Origin of the sequence: Desulfocucumis palustris (assembly GCF_002933875.1) — a bacterium.
Classification (GTDB): Bacteria; Bacillota; Desulfotomaculia; order Desulfotomaculales; family Desulfocucumaceae; genus Desulfocucumis; species Desulfocucumis palustris.
In genome coordinates, this window is sequence record NZ_BFAV01000157.1 from 79,026 (window position 1) to 99,066 (window position 20,041).

Genomic DNA, 20,041 nt, shown 5'->3' on the forward strand with positions numbered 1-20,041 from the left:
ATTTTTGCGGCTTTGTAAGGTTCAAAAAAATTTCCACGGAGGTGCGGATAGTGAAAATTTTAATCGTGGACGACACAACTTTTATGCGTTACAACCTTGCTAACATTTTTAAGGGCATGGGCTGCGAAGTGGCGGGAGAAGCCGCTAACGGCCAGGAAGGAGTAGAGCTGTATAAAAAGATTAAACCCGATCTGGTTACCATGGATATAACCATGCCGGTGATGGACGGGCTGCAGGCACTAAAAGCCATTAAGCAGCATGATCCCGGCGCCAGGGTAGTGATGGTCAGTTCCATGGGCCAGAGGGAATTCGTACTGGAGTCAATAAAAAGCGGGGCTGCGGGTTTCATAGTAAAGCCCTTCCATCCGGACAAAATCAAAAACATGATTGAAAGGCTGGAAAAGGGCTTGCCTGAAATCTCTTTGCCGGGAACCCAGGCTAATTAGTTAACCCTATTATAACCTCACGGGGAGGGTTGATTTGACTGATGACAGGTGACAATAACGGGAAACACACCCCGGATAATGATAGTATTGCGGAAAACCTGACCTTAATAAATGAAGACAACCCCGCGGGGGTTACGGAGAATGAGGCGGCCTCCCAGGAATACCGGCCGGTGGTTACGCCGGAGATGGTCAATATTTTTATTAACGAGGCCATGGAGCTTTTTGAGGAAGCCGAAACGGCGTTGCTGGAACTGGAAAAAAGTCCGGAAGACAGAGAGTATATTGAGCAGGTATTCCGGGTATTTCACAGTTTTAAGGGCAACGCCGGCTTCCTGGGCTACAGGGATTATGAAAAATTAAGCCACAAGGCTGAGAGTATTTTTGAGGATATCAGAAAAGGCCGCAGCCTGGTTAACGAGGAAACGGTTTCCGTCCTTTTATCAGTCATTGACGTGATGAGGGACGGAACCAGGAACCTCAAGCCGGGAGAAACGGCGGATTTGCCAGGAAAGGACATTTTAATAGATCTTCTTGATAATCTGGAAATCTTTTCACAGCTTTTACCGGAAATGACGGAACAGCCTCCGGTGGATACCCCGGCCGGGGTCACTGTTACCTGTACCGTTAAGGAAGAAGAAGATTTCTTTTACCAGAACGGACAGTGCCGGGATAATCACGGGGAAGAGACTCCATGCCCTCCTCCCCTCGAAAAGCCGGAGGGAAAAGAACGCTGCAAAGACCCGGAGCACGATGCAGGCAGTCCCGAAAACAATAAAAAACAAAGCACCATACAGCGGGCGATAAGGGTTGATGTGGAAAAACTGGATTCACTGTTAGACCTGGTGGGTGAACTGGTGATTGCCGAGGCCATGGTTTCACACAATCCCGATATACAGGGACTACAGCTCGACCGCCTGGACAAATCCCTGCTGCAGTTGACCAAGATTACCCGGGAAATACAGGATATGGCCATGTCCATGCGCATGATCCCGCTGGCGGGCACTTTTCAGAAAATGACACGGCTGGTAAGGGATCTGTCGCTTAAGGTGAATAAAAGGATAAAGTTGGTGATTTCCGGAGAAGAAACCGAGGTTGACAAAACCATTATCGAACAGATTTCCGACCCCCTGGTGCATTTAATACGCAATGCGGCGGATCACGGCATAGAGGCGCCGGAAGAACGAATGGCCGCCGGCAAACCGGAAACTGGTCACATAACCCTCGAGGCCAGGCATTCCGCCGGTGAGGTTTTGATTATTGTCAAGGATGACGGCAGAGGGCTTAACCGCCAAAAAATATTGAAAAAAGCCGGCAAGCTGGGGTTATTGCAGGATGAAGCCAAAGATTTGAAAGATGAAGAGGTTTGGAATCTGATTTTTGAGCCGGGCTTCAGCACCGCGGATAATGTATCCTCCATATCAGGGCGAGGGGTTGGCATGGATGTGGTTAAAAGCCAGATCGGCAAGCTTAGAGGGCGGGTTGACATACGCAGCACACCCGGCCAGGGCACCATCTTTTCCATCCGTATTCCCCTGACAATGGCCATTATTGAGGGCATGGTGGTGCGGGTGGGCAAGGCGGGTTATACCATCCCCATTATTTCCATCAAGGAATCCCTGCAGCCCCGGCCCGAGCAGATCACTGTAACCCCCGGAGGGCTGGAGCTGATTACTATCAGGGGAGAAATACTGCCTGTAATCAGGCTGCATGAATTGTATAAAATCAAGCCCACCTATAAAAATTTAACTGAAGGAATAGTCATCGTGGTGGAAAGCGACGCCAAAAAATGCTGCCTTTTCGTGGATGAGCTGGCAGGCCACCAGCAGATTGTTATCAAGGCCCTGTCCGGCTATTTCGGCAAAGTGCGCGGCATTTCCGGCTTCGCCATCCTGGGGGAAGGCGAAGTGAGTATGATTCTGGATATCACCAGTCTGGTAAATTCGGCGGAAAGCCTGCTGGAAAACAGTACAGCCAAACATGCCGTTTAAAACGCGCACTCATTAAAAACACCGGAGGGGGTTAATTGTATGGCCGTCAGAGAGAGACTGAACCCGGACCTGCTGGATGATGAAGACGATGACGATATGGAGGACAGCCAGGAGGGCAAATATTTAACCTTCCTGTTAAACAACGAGGAATATGGCATAGAAATCCGCTACGTCACTGAAATAATCGGCCTGCAGAATATTACCGAGGTTCCGGATATGCCTTCATTTATTAAAGGAGTAATTAATTTACGCGGCAAGGTTATACCGGTAATGGATGTGCGCCTCCGTTTCGGGATGGAATACCGGGTCTATGACGACCGTACCTGCATTATAGTTATTAATGTCAGGGAGCAGCCGGTGGGTCTCATAGTGGACCGGGTTTCCGAAGTGCTGGATATCCCCCCGGGACAGATTGAGCCCACACCGGAGATAAGAAAAGACAGGGGCAACAGGTTCCTTCAGGGCATGGGGAAAGCGGGAGAAGAAGTAAAACTATTGCTGGACGCTGAAAAACTGCTTTTCCACTGGGAATAGTGTCATGCTTTTTATTTAATTAACAGCCCTTTTTAAAGGCAAGTTGAAAAAGCTTTGGATTACAGGGGGATTGTTAAAATGAAATGGTATTATAACTTAAAAATAGCCGTCAAGCTATTGACCGGCTTTGTTATTGTCGCCCTTATAGCGGGCGTAATCGGTTTCATCGGCATAAAAAATATTCATTCCCTTAACCTGCAAAATAAATACATGTATGAAAATGTCTCTTTGCCAATAGAGCATTTGGATGAATTATCCACATCCTTTCAGAGAATTCGCGTCAACCTGGCGGAAATGGTTCTGGTCAATACGCCGGGAGAAATTCAGCAGCACATGGAAAGTATCGCGGAGCTGAAAACCAACATGGACGAGCACGGCCCCATCCTTGAAAAGGCCCTTGCCCAGCAGGACACCAGGCAAGCCTACGGCGAATACCTGTCGGCGCATAATGCCTTCGCGCCCCTGCTGGAAAAGATAATGGAACTGGCCCGGGCCGGACACAGGGAAGAGGCCGTAATATTATTGAACGGCGAAGCCAAAAAGGCAGCCGCCGTTGAACAGGACGCGCTGGATAAACTGGTTAAAATGGTGTTGGAAAAAGGCTCGGAGACTTCTCTAAGCAATTCGGAAATGGCCGAGGCCACGGTAAGGGAAATGATTATAATTCTGGTAATCGGTGTCCTCCTGGCGGTGGTACTGGGCTTTTTCATCTCCCGCATAATCAGCAGGCCCATCCGGAAACTGGCTGAGGCGGCGGACAGCCTGGCCCTTGGCGATGTGAACGTAAAAATTGAAGCCGATACCAGGGACGAAATAGGAATGCTGGCCGGGTCATTCAGGAACATGGCCGAAAACATAAGGGCGTCGGCCCTGGCGGCGGAGAAGGTTGCCGCGGGGGACATGAATGTGGAGGTAAAAATCAGCTCGGATAACGACATTCTCGGCAAAAATTTAAGCCACATGGTTAAAACAATTAAAGGGCTGATTAACGAGAGCCTGTCGCTTTCCAGCGCCGCCCTGGAAGGCGACCTCCGGGCCCGGGGAAATGCCGATAAATTTGAGGGAGGATACAGGGAAATTGTCCAGGGCTTCAACAGCACCCTGGACGAAGTGCTAAAACCCATTAACGAGGCGGCCGGCTGTCTTAAGGAAATGGCCGGAGGAAACCTGAATGTGGCGGTGGCCGGAAATTATAAGGGCGACCACGCCATAATTAAAGAAGCCTTAAATTCCACCCTGGAGGCTGTCAACGACATCCTGGGCCAGGTAACGGTTGCCGTGGACCAGGTTGCCGGAGGCTCGTCACAGATTTCCGATTCCGGCCAGGCCCTGTCCAAGGGAGCCAGCGAGTCGGCCAGCGCCGTGGAACAAATTTCCTCCTCCATGCAGGAAATGTCCTCCCAGACCAATCAAAACGCCGAAAATGCCACCCAGGCCAACCAACTGGCTGTTCTGGCCAGGAACAACGCGGAAAAGGGCAACGAAATGATGGCTCAAATGGTCAGGGCCATGAACGATATCAACGAGTCCGGGGCAAATATCTCCAAAATTATTAAAGTCATCGATGAAATTGCCTTTCAAACCAACCTCCTGGCCCTTAACGCCGCGGTTGAGGCGGCCCGGGCCGGCAAGCACGGCAAGGGCTTCACAGTGGTGGCCGAGGAAGTGAGAAACCTGGCCCAGCGCAGCGCCAAGGCCGCCAGGGAGACCACCGAAATGATCGAGAATTCCATCAAGAAGACCGAGGTGGGCACCAAAATCGCCCAGGACACCTCGACGGCACTGGAGGATATCGTTACCGGGGCCACCAAGGTTACTGATTTAATCAGTGAAATTGCCGCCGCCTCCAAGGAGCAGGCCCAGGGCATCAAACAAATCAACCAGGGACTGCAGCAGGTGGACCAGGTAACCCAGCAAAATACCGCCAGCGCCGAGGAACTGGCCTCGGCCGGCGAGGAGCTGTCCAGCCAGTCGGTGCAGCTCAAAGGCATGCTGGCAAGGTTCAAACTGCGCAGGATAAATTACGGCGCCCTGTCCATGGCTGCCCGGCCCGAAGGCGGCCAGCCCCGGATGACATCCGGACAGAAAGCAAAGGCACAGGGTTACGTTTCAGTTCCCCCGGGAGAGGCGGCGGCCACCTTAAGCCCTAATGAAGTTATTTCCCTGGACGATCAGGACTTCGGCAAATTTTAAGAACCTTCCCTGCCCGTAAAATAAGGGGGCCGGCTAAAATGGAAAATATAAAACTACAGGATGATGAATTCAGGTTGATCAGCCGGCTGCTTTATAACCGCTGCGGCATTAACCTTACCGAGCAGAAACGCGCCCTGGTGGTGGAGAGGCTGCAAAAAACACTGCGCGCGGGCCAGTTTCCCAGTTTCAAGGCTTATTACAAACATGTGATTTCCGATACTTCCGGGGAAGCCCTGCTGCACATGGTGGACAGACTGTCCACCAACCATACCTTTTTCTTCAGGGAAACGGAACACTATGATTTTTTGAGGTTGAGAGTATTTCCCCAATTATTGGAACGTCTCCAAAAACAGAACAGCCGTAAAATAAGGATTTGGTCCGCCGGCTGCTCCTCAGGCGAAGAAGCCTATACCGCGGCCATGGTAATCAGTGATTTTTTCGATGATGATCTTTCCGGGTGGGATGTGGGCATTCTGGCCACGGATATTTCCGTCACGGCACTGGAAAAGGCCCGCTCGGGGCTATACAGGAACAACCAGCTGGAGTGCATTCCGCCCGCCTACCGGTTACGCTATTTTAAACCCTCCGGAAAAGGAACCTGGTCGATAGCACCCGAAATTCAGGACATGATTCTTTTCCGCCGTTTGAATCTGATGAATGAGAGTTACCCCTTTAAAGGACTTTTTCACGTAATATTCTGCCGGAATGTAATGATATACTTTGACAACGCCACGCAGCAGAAATTGATTAATAGGCTGCACTATTATACTGAGCCCAATGGCTACCTTTTTGTAGGCCATTCCGAGTCCTTAAGCCAGTACAGGTCAATGTATAAATATATCCAGCCGGCTATTTTTCAAAAAATATAAAAGCTAAAGCATGCGGGGTGGAACAGCTGAAAACAAGGATTAAAGTACTGGTGGTGGACGATTCCGCGCTTGTTCGTGAAATATTGGCCCAGGGACTGGGAATGGACCCGGAAATTGAGGTGGTGGGCGCGGCGTCCAACCCCTACATCGCCCGTGATAAGATTGTCCAGTTAAAACCGGATGTGTTGACCCTTGATGTGGAAATGCCCCGTATGGACGGGGTGGAGTTTTTGAGAAGGCTGATGCCGCAATATCCCCTTCCGGTGGTTATGGTCAGCGCTCTAACCAGGGAGGGAGCCAAAACCACCCTGGAAGCCCTGGAGGCCGGGGCGGTGGATTATGTGACCAAGCCCAGCTCCGACATTGCCAGGGGACTGGACAGCATGATGAACAAGCTCAGGCAAAAGGTAAAAATGGCGGCCACAGCCAATTTAAGGGAATGGAAGGAAAAGAAAACAGCGGCCGCGGCCAAGTTACAGCCCGTCTCCGGCGCCGCCCCGGCGGAATCAACGGACAAGGTGATAGCCATCGGCGCCTCCACCGGGGGAACCAGGGCCATTCGCCAGATTATCCAGTCCTTTCCCGCTTCCATGCCCGGTGTGGTCATCGTGCAGCATATGCCCGCCGGTTTTACCAAACATTTTGCGGACAATCTTAATAATATATGCGAAATGGAAGTACTGGAGGCAAGTACCAATGACCGGATAATGCCCGGGCGCATTTTAATAGCCCCCGGCGGCAAGCACATGACGGTAAAGCGCTCAGGTGGAGTCTACCTGGTGGAGTGCAGGGAAGGAGATAAGGTCAACGGCCATTGCCCGTCTGTGGATGTGCTGTTTCACTCCGTGGCCGGAAAAGTCGGGAGTAATGCCATAGGGATTATTTTAACAGGTATGGGGCACGACGGGGCGGACGGCCTGCTGGCCATGCGCAACGCCGGGGCCAGGACCCTGGCTCAAGATGAATCCACCTCGGTGGTATTCGGAATGCCCAAGGTGGCCTACGAGCTGGGCGGGGCGGAATTTCTGCAGCCCATAGACACCATCCCCCAGGTCATTATGAATCTCCTGCACGAAAAAAATTAATGCCCCGGATTGGCGCCATCCCTTCCCCAAGCCCGGGGTTAGTCAGCCCCGGGCTTTAATTTGCTTTTTTTATTCCACAGGTAGACCGGCAATGCCAAAAGGGGCGGAATTATGTTCAGATAGTACATCACCGCATATCCGGAATAATTGGCCAGCACCCCCCAGAAAACAGAGCCGAAAGCCACTCCGGTATCAAAGGCGGTCCAATAGGTGGCATTTGCCGCGCCTCTTCTGTGCAGCGGAACGCTATTGATGCATAAAGCCAGCATGCTGGGCTGAACGGAGCCAAATCCGATGCCGAACAATAGTCCCCCGGCTATCAAATGCCCCGGGGAAGAGGTTCGGGCGATAATAATCATAGCCGCAATTATGGCAAAAAGACCTGCAAAAACCGTCAGATCATATCCGCCGCGCCCTTTTCTGTCCACGATGGTTCCCGCAAGGGGCCTGGAAATAAAGGTAGTAACAGCCACCACGGTAAAAAACAGCCCGGCCGTGGTCATCCCCTTTTGCTGAACGAACAGGGCCAGAAATGAAAGCAAAGAGCTGTAGGTGGTGGTTGTCAATAACATTACCAGCGAGGGGCCAAGGGCCTGCTTCTCAATGATAACCGGTTTTGCCGCCTGCTCCGGAGCCTTCCTTGCGGGGTATTTGATTAACAGCCCCAGGGCCATGGAAATCGTGGTCAACAGAGCGCCGGCAAGGAACAGAGCATGGAAGGAAAAACGGTTCACCAGCCATAAACCGATGGCAGGGGCCGTAGCTAATGAAATGCTGACTGCCAGGCTGAAAAATCCCAGCCCCTCCCCCAGCCTGCTCCCGGGGATGATATCCGAGGCCACGGTTCCCTGGGAGGTGGTGCCGATTCCCCAGCCAAAACCCTGGAGAAAGCGAAAAAAGAGCAGCGGAATGATAGGAAGCATTAAAGTATAAACCAGCGAGGGGAGCAGGAAAGTAAGCAGTCCGGCAATAAGAATGACCCTGCGGCCATACCTGTCCAGCGCCCAGCCGCTCACCGGCCGGATAATAACCGCGGCCACGGTGAGCGCAGCCATGGCAAGCCCGGCCATACTCTTTGACCCCCCGTGCTCCTGTATATACATGGGCAACGTGGGTATCAGGCTGTGAAAAGCAAGGCAGACAGTGAGAGATGACAGGCAAATGAGAACAAAATCCAGCGTCCACAATTTTGGCTTCGCCGCCGTGATGTTTTTTTCCCTCTGCATAACCGGCATTAGATAACAACCCCGCGATGCTTTTTTTGTAATAAGCAGTTGATTATCAAGTAATTTCGGTCAGCGAGGGCTCATTCCCTCCATATGTTTAATGTAATTAGGACAAACTTTACTTCCTACATCTTCCCCTTTCGTTTCTATGGATATATCACCTTAAACACCCTGAGGAAGGCCAGGGTATAACCCATGACCATTATTGTGCCGAAAACCCACAACTCCCGCCAAAGCCCCAGGCGAACCAGGCGTGGCGCGTCAATTAACACAATGATCACAAAGGACAGGATAAGGAAAAAAATATCTAAAAACATCAATACAACCGCCTTAATGGATATTGATAAAATAGCGTCAATTCACTTGAAAAAATTTTAAGACCTGGGCTCCGCGGGTTTGGTAATTTTTCCGGTGCGCCTTATTCTGGCGTCCACCGCCAGGTTCACTTCCAGGGTGGGGTATATTTCATCCCAGCCGGCCTCCAGTTGTTTCCATTCCCCGGGATACTTCCGGTGCACCGCCTCGCCGAAGCCGAAAATATCCGCGTTCAGTTCCCGGGACCTGGACACGGCGGCCAGTATTTCCTTTTCTATGGCCTCCTTTTTCCTCTTCTCCAGCTCCCGCAAAACCCCGGGCACGGTCACATCCACCGAATCCGGCTGCTCCTCGCCCAGGTTGCCCTCTTCCTCCACCTCCACGGTTATGGTTAAGTTTCCGTCCTTCATTTCCGGCTTGATATCCGCCTTGGCCCGGATTATCTCGAAGGCCACCAGCCTGCTGTCGTCCCCCGGAGCAGGCACCACAATGATCCCGCTCTTTATTTTTCCGGTTACCCAGAGCAGCCCCCGGGTCTCCCTTTCATCCAGCCAGCCGGTCATTTTATAATTGCGAAAAACCGCCGCCCCCGACACCTTGATTTCTTTGGGAGGCCTCGCCTTATTCTCCCCGGCCGTTATTTCACCTTTCTCCTCCCCCTTACTAACCAACCGCACCGCCGTGGCAACCGGAGCGGTGGTTTTACTCTCCACAGCTTCCAAAAAATCCGCTATCTCTATGGCCGGCGCTTTCCCGTGCGCGCTCATCGCTTTAACCGTGTTGCCTATGCCGTAGGCCCAGATTTTTTCGAGCCCCATCTCGGTCTCCAATACCTCCTCCGCTTCCCCTCTGGCTATTAACAGATAGTTCCGGGTGGAAGGCTCGGCGTCGCGTTCATACAGGTCCGTGGCCTTGCCGATGTCATCCCTGGCCAGTTCCTCTCCCACCACCAAAATTTTCGCTTCAGAAAGAAACAGTTTTTTGCCCGTTACCATGGCCAGATTCCGAAGGCCGTCGAAAAAGGTGTAACCCGTGCCGGTAAACACCGTCACAGCGCTGGGAGCGCCTCCTTCGCTCTTGGCGCCGGCTTTAATTTCCCCGGGCTTGGCAACCTGCACGGTTACCTTCAGCCGCCCCTCCTCCCGGGCCTTATCCAGCCCAAAGCCGGCGACAATGGCCCTTTGATCCAGTTCCACCTTGTTCCAGCAACCGGAAGCAAGAAAGAAAGGCAGCGCCAGAGAAATAATCAGTGTCAGTGTTTTGCGCTTCACCGGCCTCCCCCCCTATTTCCGCGCAATCTGGCCAGCACCAGGAGGAGCAGCGGCAGGCCGGCTTCAATGGGTATGAAAACAGGAGGCAGCAATTTGGTGATCTGGCGGGTCAATTCCAGCACATCGCCCCAGAGCAGCACCGAAAGAACAGTCAGCAGCACCCCGGTGGGCAGTACCAGGGATTTGTAATCTTTAAGGTTTAACAACTGTGCCGTGCCCAGCACGGCGCAGTAATAAAAGACAGCCACCTTGACAAAGCCTCCCAGTACCCAGATTAACATTACAAAGGGTTCCGCCCGCTCGATCAGCTCGGCGATGCTGATCTGCCTGGCAAGAATCAGGACCGGAAATTGGATCCGGGCCGTTCGGGGACCAAAAACCATAATGGTGGCAAGCATGGTGAGCAATTGAAACAGCCCCACGGTGACAATGCCCTTTAGTATAATTCCCCCGGCTTTCCGGGGTCTGTTCAAAAAAGGAATAATCATTAACATAACCGCTGTCTCCGCAAAAAAGAGAGCCGGGTAGTAGATCCCCCTCAGTACCGGCACAATCCCTTTTTCCAGCACCGGAGTTAATTTTTGGGCCTGCATCTCCGGAATAATCAACAACACGATGAGCAGCAAAAGTCCCAGCACCACCGGCAAAACTATTTCGTTGACCCTGGCCAGCACCTCCAGACCGCAGCGTATGGAATAGGCGGAGGCCATCATCAGCCCGATCAGGAAAACCAGCAGGGGAGTTTCCGGCATGAACATGGTGACCAGCAACTCGCCAAACTGCCTGATAACGAAAGTGTTTATATAAATGAAAAACACTATGTACAAAAGCCCTATGGCCTTGCCCAAAACCCGGCCTGTCAACAGCCCGGCGTACTGGACAATGGTCTTGTCCGGGAAGCGCATACCCAGGGCCGCGATGACCAAGCCTGCCGCCATCCCGAAAAAGGTTACCAGAATAATCGACATCCAGCTGTCCTGGGCGGCCTCCTGGTATATTATGCCGGGCAACAGCATTATGCTGGTGGGCAGAATAGTGCTGATAATTAGAAAAGCCGCCTGTCTACCGGATATCTTTCCGTCTTCCAGCACTTACCCGTCCCCCTCCCCGCGGCTGTTTCTTTTATCCCCGGGGGGGGCGGGGGGTGAGACATTCCCCGCCCTCCGGGGGTTCCTCCAGCCTATCACCCGGGGCCTGCCGCCCATTGCCCACCACGGGAAGCGGGTGAAGGTGTCTCTTAAATCCCCTTTGCTGAACGGGGCCAGAGGGGAAAGGTACGGCGTCCCGTAGGAGCGCAGGGAGGCCAGGTGGATTAATATCAGGGCAAAGCCCAGGAACAAGCCGAAAAAACCGGCAAAACCGGCCATAATGGTAAAGCAAAACCTGATAAAAATCTGGGCGTCGCTCTGGGAGGGAACAACAAAGGAAGCAATCCCCGTAAGGGCCGTAACGATTACAGCCGGGGCGCTCACCAGCCCTGCCGAGACCGCCGCATCCCCGAGCACCAGGGCTCCCACGATACTCACCGCCTGGCCCACAGGCCTGGGCAGACGCACCCCGGCTTCCCGGAGCACCTCAAAAATAACCCCCATCACTAAAACCTCACCAATAGCGGGGAGGGGAACCCCTTCCCTGGAGGAGGCCATGGTCAGCAGCAGGGGAGTGGGCAGTATTTCCGGGTTAAAGGAAGAAATTGCCACATAAAGAGCGGGCAGCTCGGTGGTGAGGATCAGGGCCAGAATTCTTAAGGATCTGAACAATGAACTGGAAAAATGCCTGGAATAATAATCCTCGCTGGCCTGGACGGATTCCAAAAAAAGATAGGGAACTGTAAGAACAAAGGGTGTACCGTCCGTGAATATGGCCACCCGCCCTTCCAGTAGCTGCGCCGCCACCCTGTCCGGCTTTTCCGTGTTGCCCACGGTGGGAAATATTGAAAAGGGGGCGTCTTCTATAAATTCTTCAATATAGCCGGATTCCAATACCCCGTCCAGCTCGATCCGCTCCAGGCGCTTTTTTACCTCTTCCACTATTTTGGGATTGGCAATTCCTTTAATGTAGGCCACGCAGACATCGGTTCCGGTTACCCTGCCCACCTGCATGCGTTCCAGCCGCAAATCAGGGCTTTTTATTTTCCTGCGCAGCATGGATAAATTAGTATATAAATATTCCACGAACCCCTCCCGGGGACCCCTGACCACCGATTCGGTTTGCGGCTCTCCAACGGATCTGGTCTCAAAAGCCGGAAGTTTTAAAGTGAGTGCCGTGTGGTCGCCTTCAAAGAGCAGGGCTATGCCGGCCCCTAATATTCCTTCGAGTATTGAGCCGATTTCTACGGCTTCTTTGACATTGGCGATACTCAGCACATTTTCCTTAACCCGGGCGGCCAGGCTGTTGCCGGATGAATAACCCGGGGTATTCACCATTTTCGTATCCACCATTAACGCCCTGAGCACATTTTCCCTCAAGGCCTCCTTGTCAATAATTCCGTTTATATAAACCAGAGCCGCCCGGGTGTCGCACAGCATAAACTCCCTTATCACCAAATCCATGCTGTTGCCCAGGACATTTCTGAGCATATCCAGATCCGCCGCCAGCTCTCCGGACAGTTTGTCCCTTCCGGCAGGGACGGCCCGGGCCGGGGAAACCCTCTTATTATCAGGCTTGGGTTTCATGGATAAAAGTTTTCTGAAAATACTGCGGGACATATGCCTTTCTCCATTTCCGGTAAAAGAATCCAGAATTTATTTTCCCCAAATCAAAAAATAAAATGTTGAAAAGATCGTTTACAGTAATTACCATATAATGCCTCAGAATGCAAAAAACCTCCCCCGGGGAGGCTTTTTGGCATGGCAAGTTAAATTTATCCGGTTTGCGGTATTTCTTCAGGGTTTCCAGGGCATAGGACGATAAAGCGGCTAACGCCGCTTACCGGCGGACTATTCCCTGTAATAATGTTCATAGCGGCTCCGGATCTCATGCTTCTTTATTTTTCCCGTGCTGGTCAGGGGAAGTTCTTTAACGAATACCACGGATTTGGGAACTTCAAACCCCCCCAGCTCCTGTTTGCACCAGGCGATTACATCCCCTTCGGCAAGCCCGCCGCCTTTCTCCCCGGCAACCACGAAGGCCGTAATCGCCTCAACCCAGTGGGGATGCGGCAGCCCAACCACAGCCGCGGATACAATTCCGGGATGATTGAGCAATACCCTTTCCACCTTAATGGAAGGAACATTTTCTCCACCAGTCTTAATCATATCTTTCTTCCGGTCCATAAATACCAGGAGTCCGTCCTCATCAAAATATCCCAGGTCCCCGGAATGATGCCAGCCGAACTTTCTGGACTTTTCCGTGGCCTCCTGATCTTTGTAATAGCCCTCCATTACCCCCGGCCCCCGCCAGACAATCTCGCCAATCCGCCCCCGGGGCAGCTTGTTGCCTTGCTCATCCAGCACCGCTGTTTCATAGGTAAGATTGGAAACACCCCAGTAATTGCCCTCCTTACCGGGATAACAGGCCGGGTAGAAATAATTGGTGGAGGGATACGCCTCGGTCTGCCCCGTGGCCAGCACGAATTTGTCCGCCCCTATTTTTTCCCCGGCGTCCTCCAGGGTGCGCCGGTCCATGGGAGTCATAACATAAATGCAACGTTCAAATGCGGACAGATCATATTCATCAATCCCCGGATAATCCAGTAAAGCCCGGTACATTACGGGCAAGGCGAACATAAAGTTAATTTTTTCCCGGCTCCATATGGCGATATATTTGCCCGGCTCAAAGCCCCTCATTATTACCGCCCCGGCCCCCGCCAGCAGGGCGCTGGTCAGCACGCTATGCTGGGCGCAATGAAATAACGGCAGAACTACCGACATAATGCTGCGGGAATTTATATTGGCAAAAATAATATTGTGCAGTGCCGCCACATACACGGAAAGGTTGGTAATCATAACACCCTTGGGAGCCGCGGTGGTGCCGCTGGTATACATTATCTGCAAAATATCCCTGTCCCCTATAATTACATCCTCCACTTCCTCCGGGGATTGTCCGGCCAGCAGCTCCGGAAAAGAAATGAAGGGTTTTACCGCCGCAAGCCCGGATACCGGCAGTGAAAAAAAGTTTTTGATATTGGGGAGTTTATCCAGGTATTTGTTTAACACCGGGATAAAAGCGTCATCCACAATCAGCGCCCTGGCTTCGGAGTGGTTTAGAATATATCCCATATCAGCCGGATTCAGCCCTGGATTTACCGGCACCATTACATACCCGCCCCTGGCCAGTCCGAAAATTGCGACAATATACTCCACGGAATTAAGGCATACCGCCGCCACCCGGTCGCCTTTTCGCAGTCCAATACCTTGCAGCGCCCTGGTAAATTTATTAACGGCCTGGTTCAGCTCCCGGTAGGTATAGCTGATTCTGGTATCCCCCCGGTATTCCACCAGGGCCTCCCGCCCCGGGGCCCGAAGCGCCGACCGCCGAATGATATCCCCCACCGCCAGCCGCTGGATAAGATTTTGTTCCAACTGGGCATTCATCAGGCTTCCCCCTTTATTATTAATACCGAAATTAACGCCAGGGCCATTTTATCCAGTTCTTTTTATGCCTTTAGCAACTCCCGGGCAATAATCAGCCTGCGCATTTCGGAGGTCCCGGCCCCTATTTCCCCCAGTTTGGCGTCCCGGTAGAACCTGTTCACGGGGTATTCCAGGGTGTAACCGTAACCGCCGTGTATCTGCACAGCGTCGTTGGCCACTCTGGTGTTTATCTCCGAGGCGAATAATATAGCCGCGGCGGCAATTTTATGAATTTCCGTTCCCAGCCCGCCCCTTTCGGAGCCCTCCGCCAGCACCGCAGCCTTATAAGCCAACAGGCGCGCCGTCTCAATGCCCGTGTACATGTCCGCCAGCTTTGCCTGGATCAGTTGGAAATTTGCTATGGGCTGACCGAACTGAATCCTTTCCCGGCTATATTTAAGGGCCAGTTCAAAGGCCCCCTGGGCCGATCCCACGGCCAGCCCGGAGTAAAACGCCCTTTCCCGGTCCAGACCGGACATCATCACCGCCACACCTCTGTTTTCCTGCCCCAGCAGGTTTTCAGCGGGAACTTCACAATCCTCAAAGGCCAGTTCTCCGGTGGGTGATCCTTTATTCCCCATTTTTTCTATTTTTTTTGAAGCCGTGAAGCCGGGATAGCCCCTCTCCACGATAAATGCCGAAATGCCCCGGGGTCCGGCACTTTGGTCCGTTTTGGCATATACCACGAATACCTCCGCCACCGGGGCGTTGGTAATAAAGGTCTTGCCGCCGTTCAGCATATATTTGCCGCCCCTTTTAACGGCGGTGGTCCGGATACCCAGGGCATCCGAGCCGGCATCCGGCTCGGTCAGGGCCATGGCCCCTATTCTTTCACCGGAGCACAGGCCGGGCAAATATTTTTTGCGCTGTTCCGGGGTGGCGTTTCTATAAAGGGTGTCCGCGCACAGCATGGCGTGGGCGCCGGTGGAAAGGGCCAGGGCGGGGCAAATCCTGCCTATCTGCTCCATTACCAGCAGGGCCGAAAGCACATCAAACCCGGACCCGCCGTACTCCTCCGCTATGGTTGTTCCCAATACCCCCAGCTCCCCCAGTTTGAGCCATATTCCATCCGGGAATTTATCCTCCCGGTCAATGGTTTCCGCCAGGGGGGCAATTTCCTTCAACATAAACCTGTAAACAGTGTCGGCCAGCAGCTGATGCTCGGAACTCAGAGTGAACTCCAACATAACCCACCCTTTCTTTATTCACTATTGATCATTTATTTGTCATTTTTTTGCCCCGGGGGCCGTACCCACCAGTCATATTCCTTATAGGGCTGCTGAACTTTTTTAAGGATGTCTTTTTGAGTCTTGAACCTTTCTTTCATGCCAACCAGCCACCCTTTGAAGTGCTCCTCCAGGCCGGCCTCGGAAAAACGGTGGGTCGAGGGCTCCAGGGTAAAATCCGGCAGCAAATCACCGTCCCGGGCCACTATTTTGCCCCTGCCGCTGCAGATTGGGCATTCCACCAGACCGCCGGGCAAAAAGCGCAATAAATCACTGCCGCAGCGCGGGCAATCCAGTTTTCCCCACTGCCCGGCCGGCGAGTTGAACAGGTTTGCGCCCAGTTGCCCGGCATACCCCGCATTCACTTCGTTTAATACGCTTTCTCCCGGCAGGGCGGCGTGCACCAGCCAGCAATCAATCAATTTCATTTTCAAAAGCGCCGGCAAGGTCAGGGCGGCTGCCCTGGCATAGCCTTCCCAGCCCCGCATGCCGAAGGGAATGACCAGCACGCAGGGCTTTCCCCTGGTGTGTTCGGCAAAATATCCGGCGCAAAGCAAACGGTCCATCAATAATTTAAAATAGGCGTGCGGACCCAGGAAATAAACCGGCAGCCCAATAATCAGGGCATCGGCGTCTTTAATGTGTTCCCGCAGGAATAAAAAATCATCGTTAATGCTGCAGCTGTTGCCCGGAATAAGACACTGGTAGCAACCCTTGCAGGATTTCAGGGTTAGTTCCGTGAGGCGGATTAATTCCCTGGAGCACGGGTCCGGAACGTTTTTAATGATTTCTTTTAACAGTATTTCTGTGTTCCCCAGCCGTCTTTCCGATATTACCAGCCCTAGAACTTTTTTCATAATTATCCAATTCCTTTTTATTAGTTACCAACCGCCTTGCCGGAGGATGCCCGGCCAAGCAGGCAGCCGGCGAATCTTTCGATAAAATCCGTTGACAGGTTGCCCTTTCTGAACTCGGGATGGGCTATTACTTTAATGAGCAGGTCAATATTTGTTTTTACGCCGGTAATTTTAATCTCTTTCAGGGCGTCCCGCATCAAATCCAGCGACTCTTCCCTGGTATCGCCCCGGGAAATAACCTTGGCCAGCAGGGAATCGTAATAGGGTGTGACCCTGTATCCCCTTTGAACACCTCTGTCCACCCTAATTTTTTCCGCCGCCGGAAAGCGCGCCTCCTCCAGCACCCCGGTGGACGGCCTGAAATTTGAGGGATCTTCGGCATACAGGCGGCATTCCAGGGAATGCCCCTTTATCTTTACATCCTCCTGCCTCACTGACAGAGGGCAGCCCGCCGCCACCCTGATCTGCTCAATCACCAGGTCAATCCCGGTGACGGTTTCGGTGACCGGATGTTCCACCTGCAGGCGGGTGTTCATCTCCAAAAAATAATGGTTTTTGGCGTCATCCACCAGAAACTCCACCGTCCCCGCCCCCAGGTAGCCGATACTGCCGGCCAGCCTCACGGCGTCCTCCCCCATCCTGGCCCGGAGAACATCGTCAGCCAGCGGGCTGGGGGATTCCTCCATAATCTTCTGGTGGCGCCGCTGAACAGAGCACTCCCGCTCCCCCAGGTATATTACATTGCCCTGTTTGTCCGCAAAAACCTGAATTTCAACATGCCTTGGCCGGGCTATATATTTCTCCAGATAAACCCCGGGGTTGCCGAAACCGGCGGCAGCCCGCTCCCGGCAGGTTTTATAGGCTCTTTCCAGGTTCTCTTCCCGCAAAACCAGCTGCAGGCCGATACCCCCGCCCCCGGCGGAGGCCTTGAGCATCACGGGATAACCCAGCCGGGAAGCCTGTGCCCGGGCCTCCGCAAGGGTTTCCAGCGCCCCGCCGCTGCCCGGCACCACCGGCACCCCCGCTTCCCGTGCCAGCCTGCGGGACTGCACCTTTAATCCCATTTGGGCTATGGCCTCCGGGCCGGGTCCGATAAAGGCAATTCCCGCCCCGGCGCAGGCCCCGGCAAAACCGGCGTTTTCCGCCAGAAAACCATAGCCGGGGTGTATGGCGTCCGCCCCGCAGCTCCGGGCAACCCTTATAATCTCCGCCATATTCAGGTAGCTTTTTAAAGCCGGGGCAGGCCCGATGAGATGGGCTTCCGGGGATGAAACCACGTGCAGGGCCTCCCTGTCGGCCTCGGAATATACCGTTGCCGCGGGAATTCCCAGCTCCCTGCAGGCCTTCAATATCCTCACCGCAATCTCGCCCCGGTTGGCTATGAGAATTTTTTTAAACATGCCCATACCCTATTCCACTTCCAGGACAGCCTGGCCCTCTTCCACAAAGTCGCCCTCCGCCACCAGTATTTTTGCCACCCGGCCCGGGTCCCCGGATTCAATGGGGTGCTCCATTTTCATGGATTCCAGTATTACCACTTCACTGCCCCGGGCGACCTCGTCCCCTTCAGCCACCAACACCTGTATAACCACGCCGGCGATATCGCTTAATACCTGAAACATCACTCATACCTCCAAAATTATGTAAATTGCCGTCCCGGCGGTATCCTTTATGCAATACCGGCCTTTTTATCCCGCCAACAGACTGCAAGGCCCCGTCCCCGGAGGCCGGGAAGAAACAGCCTGTAAGCTCAAACTAATTTCCCTCAAATTCCACTTGCATCCTCAAAATAGCGGCCCCGAAGCACTTCCCCAGATTATCGCTGCGCAGGGAGCGGGAGGCCCCTCCGTTCAGCGCTCCCCGCAGCACAAAATTAAAGGCGTTGATATTGGGAACCTCGTACCGCGCCACCTCGCCCTCCACCAAACCGGCAAAATGCTCCTTCACCCTTTCAGCGGTGACCTGCTCTTTCAATAATTCATAATGCTCCGCCCGATAGGGGAAAAGCCCTATGTTCACCGTATTTCCCTTATCCCCGGAACGGGCGTGGGCCAATTCCCTCAACAATATTTTGGACATTTCAACCCCCCTCCCGGCCTCAGACTTCCATAAGCTCCACCCGCACCTGCTTTTCCACCTCTTCCCGGGGCACCAGTGCCGACCACAGCCCGATAAGCTCCCTGGGTCTGGGCATCCCTCCGCCGCCGGTGGCGCCGGGGGGACCGTTTAAAGCTATGGGCGGCACAAACCTCGGCAGCCGGGAAGCATCCAGCTTGGTTTCCGTGCGCACGGCCAGGCGCAGGCCCACCTCGTTTAAATCTGCCCCGTCTCCCCAGGCCAGGGGACCGCTCAGTGAATTGTAACCTATGTATTCCACCAGCATTTCCTTTGGCTGGAAGCCCACCATGGCCATTTGTTTTCTGATTATTTCCTCCGCCCTGCGGGCTTTGGCCAGGGCGTCCGGCCACGGGTACCTGACCGTCGCCTCCCCCATCCAGCCATCGTGATAACCCATGGAAACCTTTAACCGCTCCGGCCGGGGCCTGCCCCTTACACCGGTTATCCTGACCCGGTCGGGCCCGGCCGCCTCCAGCCGGGGAGTGGTGAAATCCACCACCACATCCGGGGTTATATAGGCGGCGGGATCGTGCACTTCGTAGAGCATTTGCTCCTTCACCGTTTCCAGGTCCACCCTGCCGCCGGTGCCCTCCGGTTTGGTCAGTATGGCTTCGCCGTTTTCGTATACCTCAGCCACCGGGTATCCCATTCTCTCCATCATGGGTATATTCCACCAGTCTCCGCTGAAATTGCCCCCGGTACTCTGGGCGGAGCACTCCATCAGATGCCCCAGGAATATCCCCGACGCCAGACGGTCCCAGTGGTCCCAGGACCAGCCGAATTCATATATCATGGGGGCCAGAAACTGGGCCGGGTCCGCGGTGCGGCCCGCTATCACCACATCGGCGCCCATTTCCAGGGCCTGGACCATTCCCCTGGCTCCCAGGTAGGCATTGGCGAATAAAATACGGCCTTCCACGGCGGCTATATTGCCGCCGGATTCCATATCGTCAAAGCTGACCCCCTTATCCTTAAGCTCCTTTACCCTGGGTAGAATATCATCGCCGGTGATTACGGCGATTTTCAACCCCCCAAGCCCCATGCCCCGGGCCAGCTCGCAAACCATCCGGCCCGCCCCGGGGGGATTTATTCCCCCGGCATTGGTCAGTATTTTGATCCCCTTTTCCTTGCAGACCGGAAGCAGCACGCTAAAAAACCCATCCTGGACATAACCCAGGGCCGGGTCCTTCTGCCTGGACTTCTGCAAAATAGCCAGGGTCAGTTCCGCCAGGGCGTCACAGGCTATGTATCCAACATCGCCCCGGGCCGCCACATCCAGGGCGGGAAAGGGCGAATCTCCCCAAAAGCCCTGCCCCGCCCCTATGCGTATCTTTTTCAA

General features: G+C 53.7%; 18 protein-coding genes. 6 read left to right on the top strand and 12 right to left on the bottom strand.

Features of this window, described 5'->3' with window-relative positions; all coding sequences use genetic code 11:
* The first annotated feature begins 47 nt into the window (after nucleotides 1-47).
* From DCCM_RS15150 to DCCM_RS15175, 6 genes are all read left to right on the top strand, one after another.
* Nucleotides 48-446, top strand: coding sequence for a response regulator (locus tag DCCM_RS15150; protein ID WP_104373396.1), 399 nt, complete (start codon nucleotides 48-50; stop codon nucleotides 444-446).
* Nucleotides 447-487: 41 nt separating this feature from the next.
* The gene (locus DCCM_RS15155; RefSeq protein WP_104373228.1) at nucleotides 488-2,434 is read left to right on the top strand and encodes a chemotaxis protein CheA; all 1,947 of its coding nucleotides are present in this window, start codon (nucleotides 488-490) and stop codon (nucleotides 2,432-2,434) included.
* Between the two features lie 39 nt (nucleotides 2,435-2,473).
* Nucleotides 2,474-2,968 carry a chemotaxis protein CheW gene (locus tag DCCM_RS15160; RefSeq protein WP_104373229.1) on the top strand — a complete coding sequence of 165 codons (495 nt, stop codon included), beginning with the start codon at nucleotides 2,474-2,476 and terminating at the stop codon, nucleotides 2,966-2,968.
* A gap of 78 nt (nucleotides 2,969-3,046) precedes the next feature.
* Complete coding sequence (locus DCCM_RS15165) at nucleotides 3,047-5,161, top strand: HAMP domain-containing methyl-accepting chemotaxis protein (protein ID WP_104373230.1); 2,115 nt, start codon at nucleotides 3,047-3,049, stop codon at nucleotides 5,159-5,161.
* A 38-nt stretch (nucleotides 5,162-5,199) separates the two neighbouring features.
* Nucleotides 5,200-6,030, top strand: a complete 831-nt coding sequence (locus DCCM_RS15170; protein WP_104373231.1) for a CheR family methyltransferase — start codon at nucleotides 5,200-5,202, stop codon at nucleotides 6,028-6,030.
* Nucleotides 6,031-6,047: 17 nt separating this feature from the next.
* Entirely contained in the window at nucleotides 6,048-7,115 is a 1,068-nt protein-coding gene (locus DCCM_RS15175) for a protein-glutamate methylesterase/protein-glutamine glutaminase (protein WP_269433761.1), read from the top strand.
* A 38-nt stretch (nucleotides 7,116-7,153) separates the two neighbouring features.
* On the opposite strand, the gene DCCM_RS15180 is transcribed toward DCCM_RS15175, so the two are convergent.
* From DCCM_RS15180 to DCCM_RS15230, 12 genes are all read right to left on the bottom strand, one after another.
* Complete coding sequence (locus DCCM_RS15180) at nucleotides 7,154-8,350, bottom strand: MFS transporter (RefSeq protein WP_104373232.1); 1,197 nt, start codon at nucleotides 8,348-8,350, stop codon at nucleotides 7,154-7,156.
* Nucleotides 8,351-8,487: 137 nt separating this feature from the next.
* Nucleotides 8,488-8,658, bottom strand: coding sequence for a hypothetical protein (locus DCCM_RS18755; protein WP_165792192.1), 171 nt, complete (start codon nucleotides 8,656-8,658; stop codon nucleotides 8,488-8,490).
* A gap of 57 nt (nucleotides 8,659-8,715) precedes the next feature.
* Nucleotides 8,716-9,927 (bottom strand): Ger(x)C family spore germination protein, encoded by a 1,212-nt coding sequence (locus DCCM_RS15185; RefSeq protein ID WP_104373233.1) that lies wholly within the window; start codon nucleotides 9,925-9,927, stop codon nucleotides 8,716-8,718.
* Nucleotides 9,924-11,018 carry a GerAB/ArcD/ProY family transporter gene (locus DCCM_RS15190; RefSeq protein ID WP_104373234.1) on the bottom strand — a complete coding sequence of 365 codons (1,095 nt, stop codon included), beginning with the start codon at nucleotides 11,016-11,018 and terminating at the stop codon, nucleotides 9,924-9,926. Before DCCM_RS15190 ends, DCCM_RS15185 begins: the two co-directional genes overlap by 4 nt.
* On the bottom strand, nucleotides 11,019-12,635 hold the full coding sequence (locus tag DCCM_RS15195) for a spore germination protein (protein WP_104373235.1): 1,617 nt from the start codon (nucleotides 12,633-12,635) through the stop codon (nucleotides 11,019-11,021).
* Between the two features lie 231 nt (nucleotides 12,636-12,866).
* Complete coding sequence (locus DCCM_RS15200; RefSeq protein ID WP_104373236.1) at nucleotides 12,867-14,462, bottom strand: AMP-binding protein; 1,596 nt, start codon at nucleotides 14,460-14,462, stop codon at nucleotides 12,867-12,869.
* Nucleotides 14,463-14,524: 62 nt separating this feature from the next.
* Nucleotides 14,525-15,688, bottom strand: coding sequence for an acyl-CoA dehydrogenase family protein (locus DCCM_RS15205; protein ID WP_104373237.1), 1,164 nt, complete (start codon nucleotides 15,686-15,688; stop codon nucleotides 14,525-14,527).
* Between the two features lie 32 nt (nucleotides 15,689-15,720).
* Nucleotides 15,721-16,584, bottom strand: coding sequence for a flavodoxin family protein (locus tag DCCM_RS15210; RefSeq protein ID WP_104373238.1), 864 nt, complete (start codon nucleotides 16,582-16,584; stop codon nucleotides 15,721-15,723).
* A gap of 20 nt (nucleotides 16,585-16,604) precedes the next feature.
* Nucleotides 16,605-17,984, bottom strand: coding sequence for an acetyl-CoA carboxylase biotin carboxylase subunit (locus DCCM_RS15215; RefSeq protein ID WP_104373398.1), 1,380 nt, complete (start codon nucleotides 17,982-17,984; stop codon nucleotides 16,605-16,607).
* Between the two features lie 9 nt (nucleotides 17,985-17,993).
* Nucleotides 17,994-18,206, bottom strand: a complete 213-nt coding sequence (locus tag DCCM_RS15220; protein ID WP_104373239.1) for an acyl-CoA carboxylase biotin carboxyl carrier protein subunit — start codon at nucleotides 18,204-18,206, stop codon at nucleotides 17,994-17,996.
* A gap of 133 nt (nucleotides 18,207-18,339) precedes the next feature.
* Nucleotides 18,340-18,663 (bottom strand): AtuA-related protein, encoded by a 324-nt coding sequence (locus DCCM_RS15225; protein WP_104373240.1) that lies wholly within the window; start codon nucleotides 18,661-18,663, stop codon nucleotides 18,340-18,342.
* 19 nt (nucleotides 18,664-18,682) lie between these two features.
* Complete coding sequence (locus DCCM_RS15230) at nucleotides 18,683-20,041, bottom strand: acyclic terpene utilization AtuA family protein (protein WP_104373241.1); 1,359 nt, start codon at nucleotides 20,039-20,041, stop codon at nucleotides 18,683-18,685.

Coding starts and splice junctions, on each gene's coding strand:
- DCCM_RS15205 (WP_104373237.1), bottom strand. CDS start 15,688: ATGTTGGAGTTCACTCTGAGTTCCGAGCATCAGCTGCTGGCCGACACT.
- DCCM_RS15155 (WP_104373228.1), top strand. CDS start 488: ATGACAGGTGACAATAACGGGAAACACACCCCGGATAATGATAGTATT.
- DCCM_RS15220 (WP_104373239.1), bottom strand. CDS start 18,206: ATGTTTCAGGTATTAAGCGATATCGCCGGCGTGGTTATACAGGTGTTG.
- DCCM_RS15180 (WP_104373232.1), bottom strand. CDS start 8,350: ATGCCGGTTATGCAGAGGGAAAAAAACATCACGGCGGCGAAGCCAAAA.
- DCCM_RS15200 (WP_104373236.1), bottom strand. CDS start 14,462: ATGAATGCCCAGTTGGAACAAAATCTTATCCAGCGGCTGGCGGTGGGG.
- DCCM_RS15210 (WP_104373238.1), bottom strand. CDS start 16,584: ATGAAAAAAGTTCTAGGGCTGGTAATATCGGAAAGACGGCTGGGGAAC.
- DCCM_RS15165 (WP_104373230.1), top strand. CDS start 3,047: ATGAAATGGTATTATAACTTAAAAATAGCCGTCAAGCTATTGACCGGC.
- DCCM_RS15160 (WP_104373229.1), top strand. CDS start 2,474: ATGGCCGTCAGAGAGAGACTGAACCCGGACCTGCTGGATGATGAAGAC.
- DCCM_RS18755 (WP_165792192.1), bottom strand. CDS start 8,658: ATGTTTTTAGATATTTTTTTCCTTATCCTGTCCTTTGTGATCATTGTG.
- DCCM_RS15215 (WP_104373398.1), bottom strand. CDS start 17,984: ATGTTTAAAAAAATTCTCATAGCCAACCGGGGCGAGATTGCGGTGAGG.
- DCCM_RS15195 (WP_104373235.1), bottom strand. CDS start 12,635: ATGTCCCGCAGTATTTTCAGAAAACTTTTATCCATGAAACCCAAGCCT.
- DCCM_RS15170 (WP_104373231.1), top strand. CDS start 5,200: ATGGAAAATATAAAACTACAGGATGATGAATTCAGGTTGATCAGCCGG.
- DCCM_RS15225 (WP_104373240.1), bottom strand. CDS start 18,663: ATGTCCAAAATATTGTTGAGGGAATTGGCCCACGCCCGTTCCGGGGAT.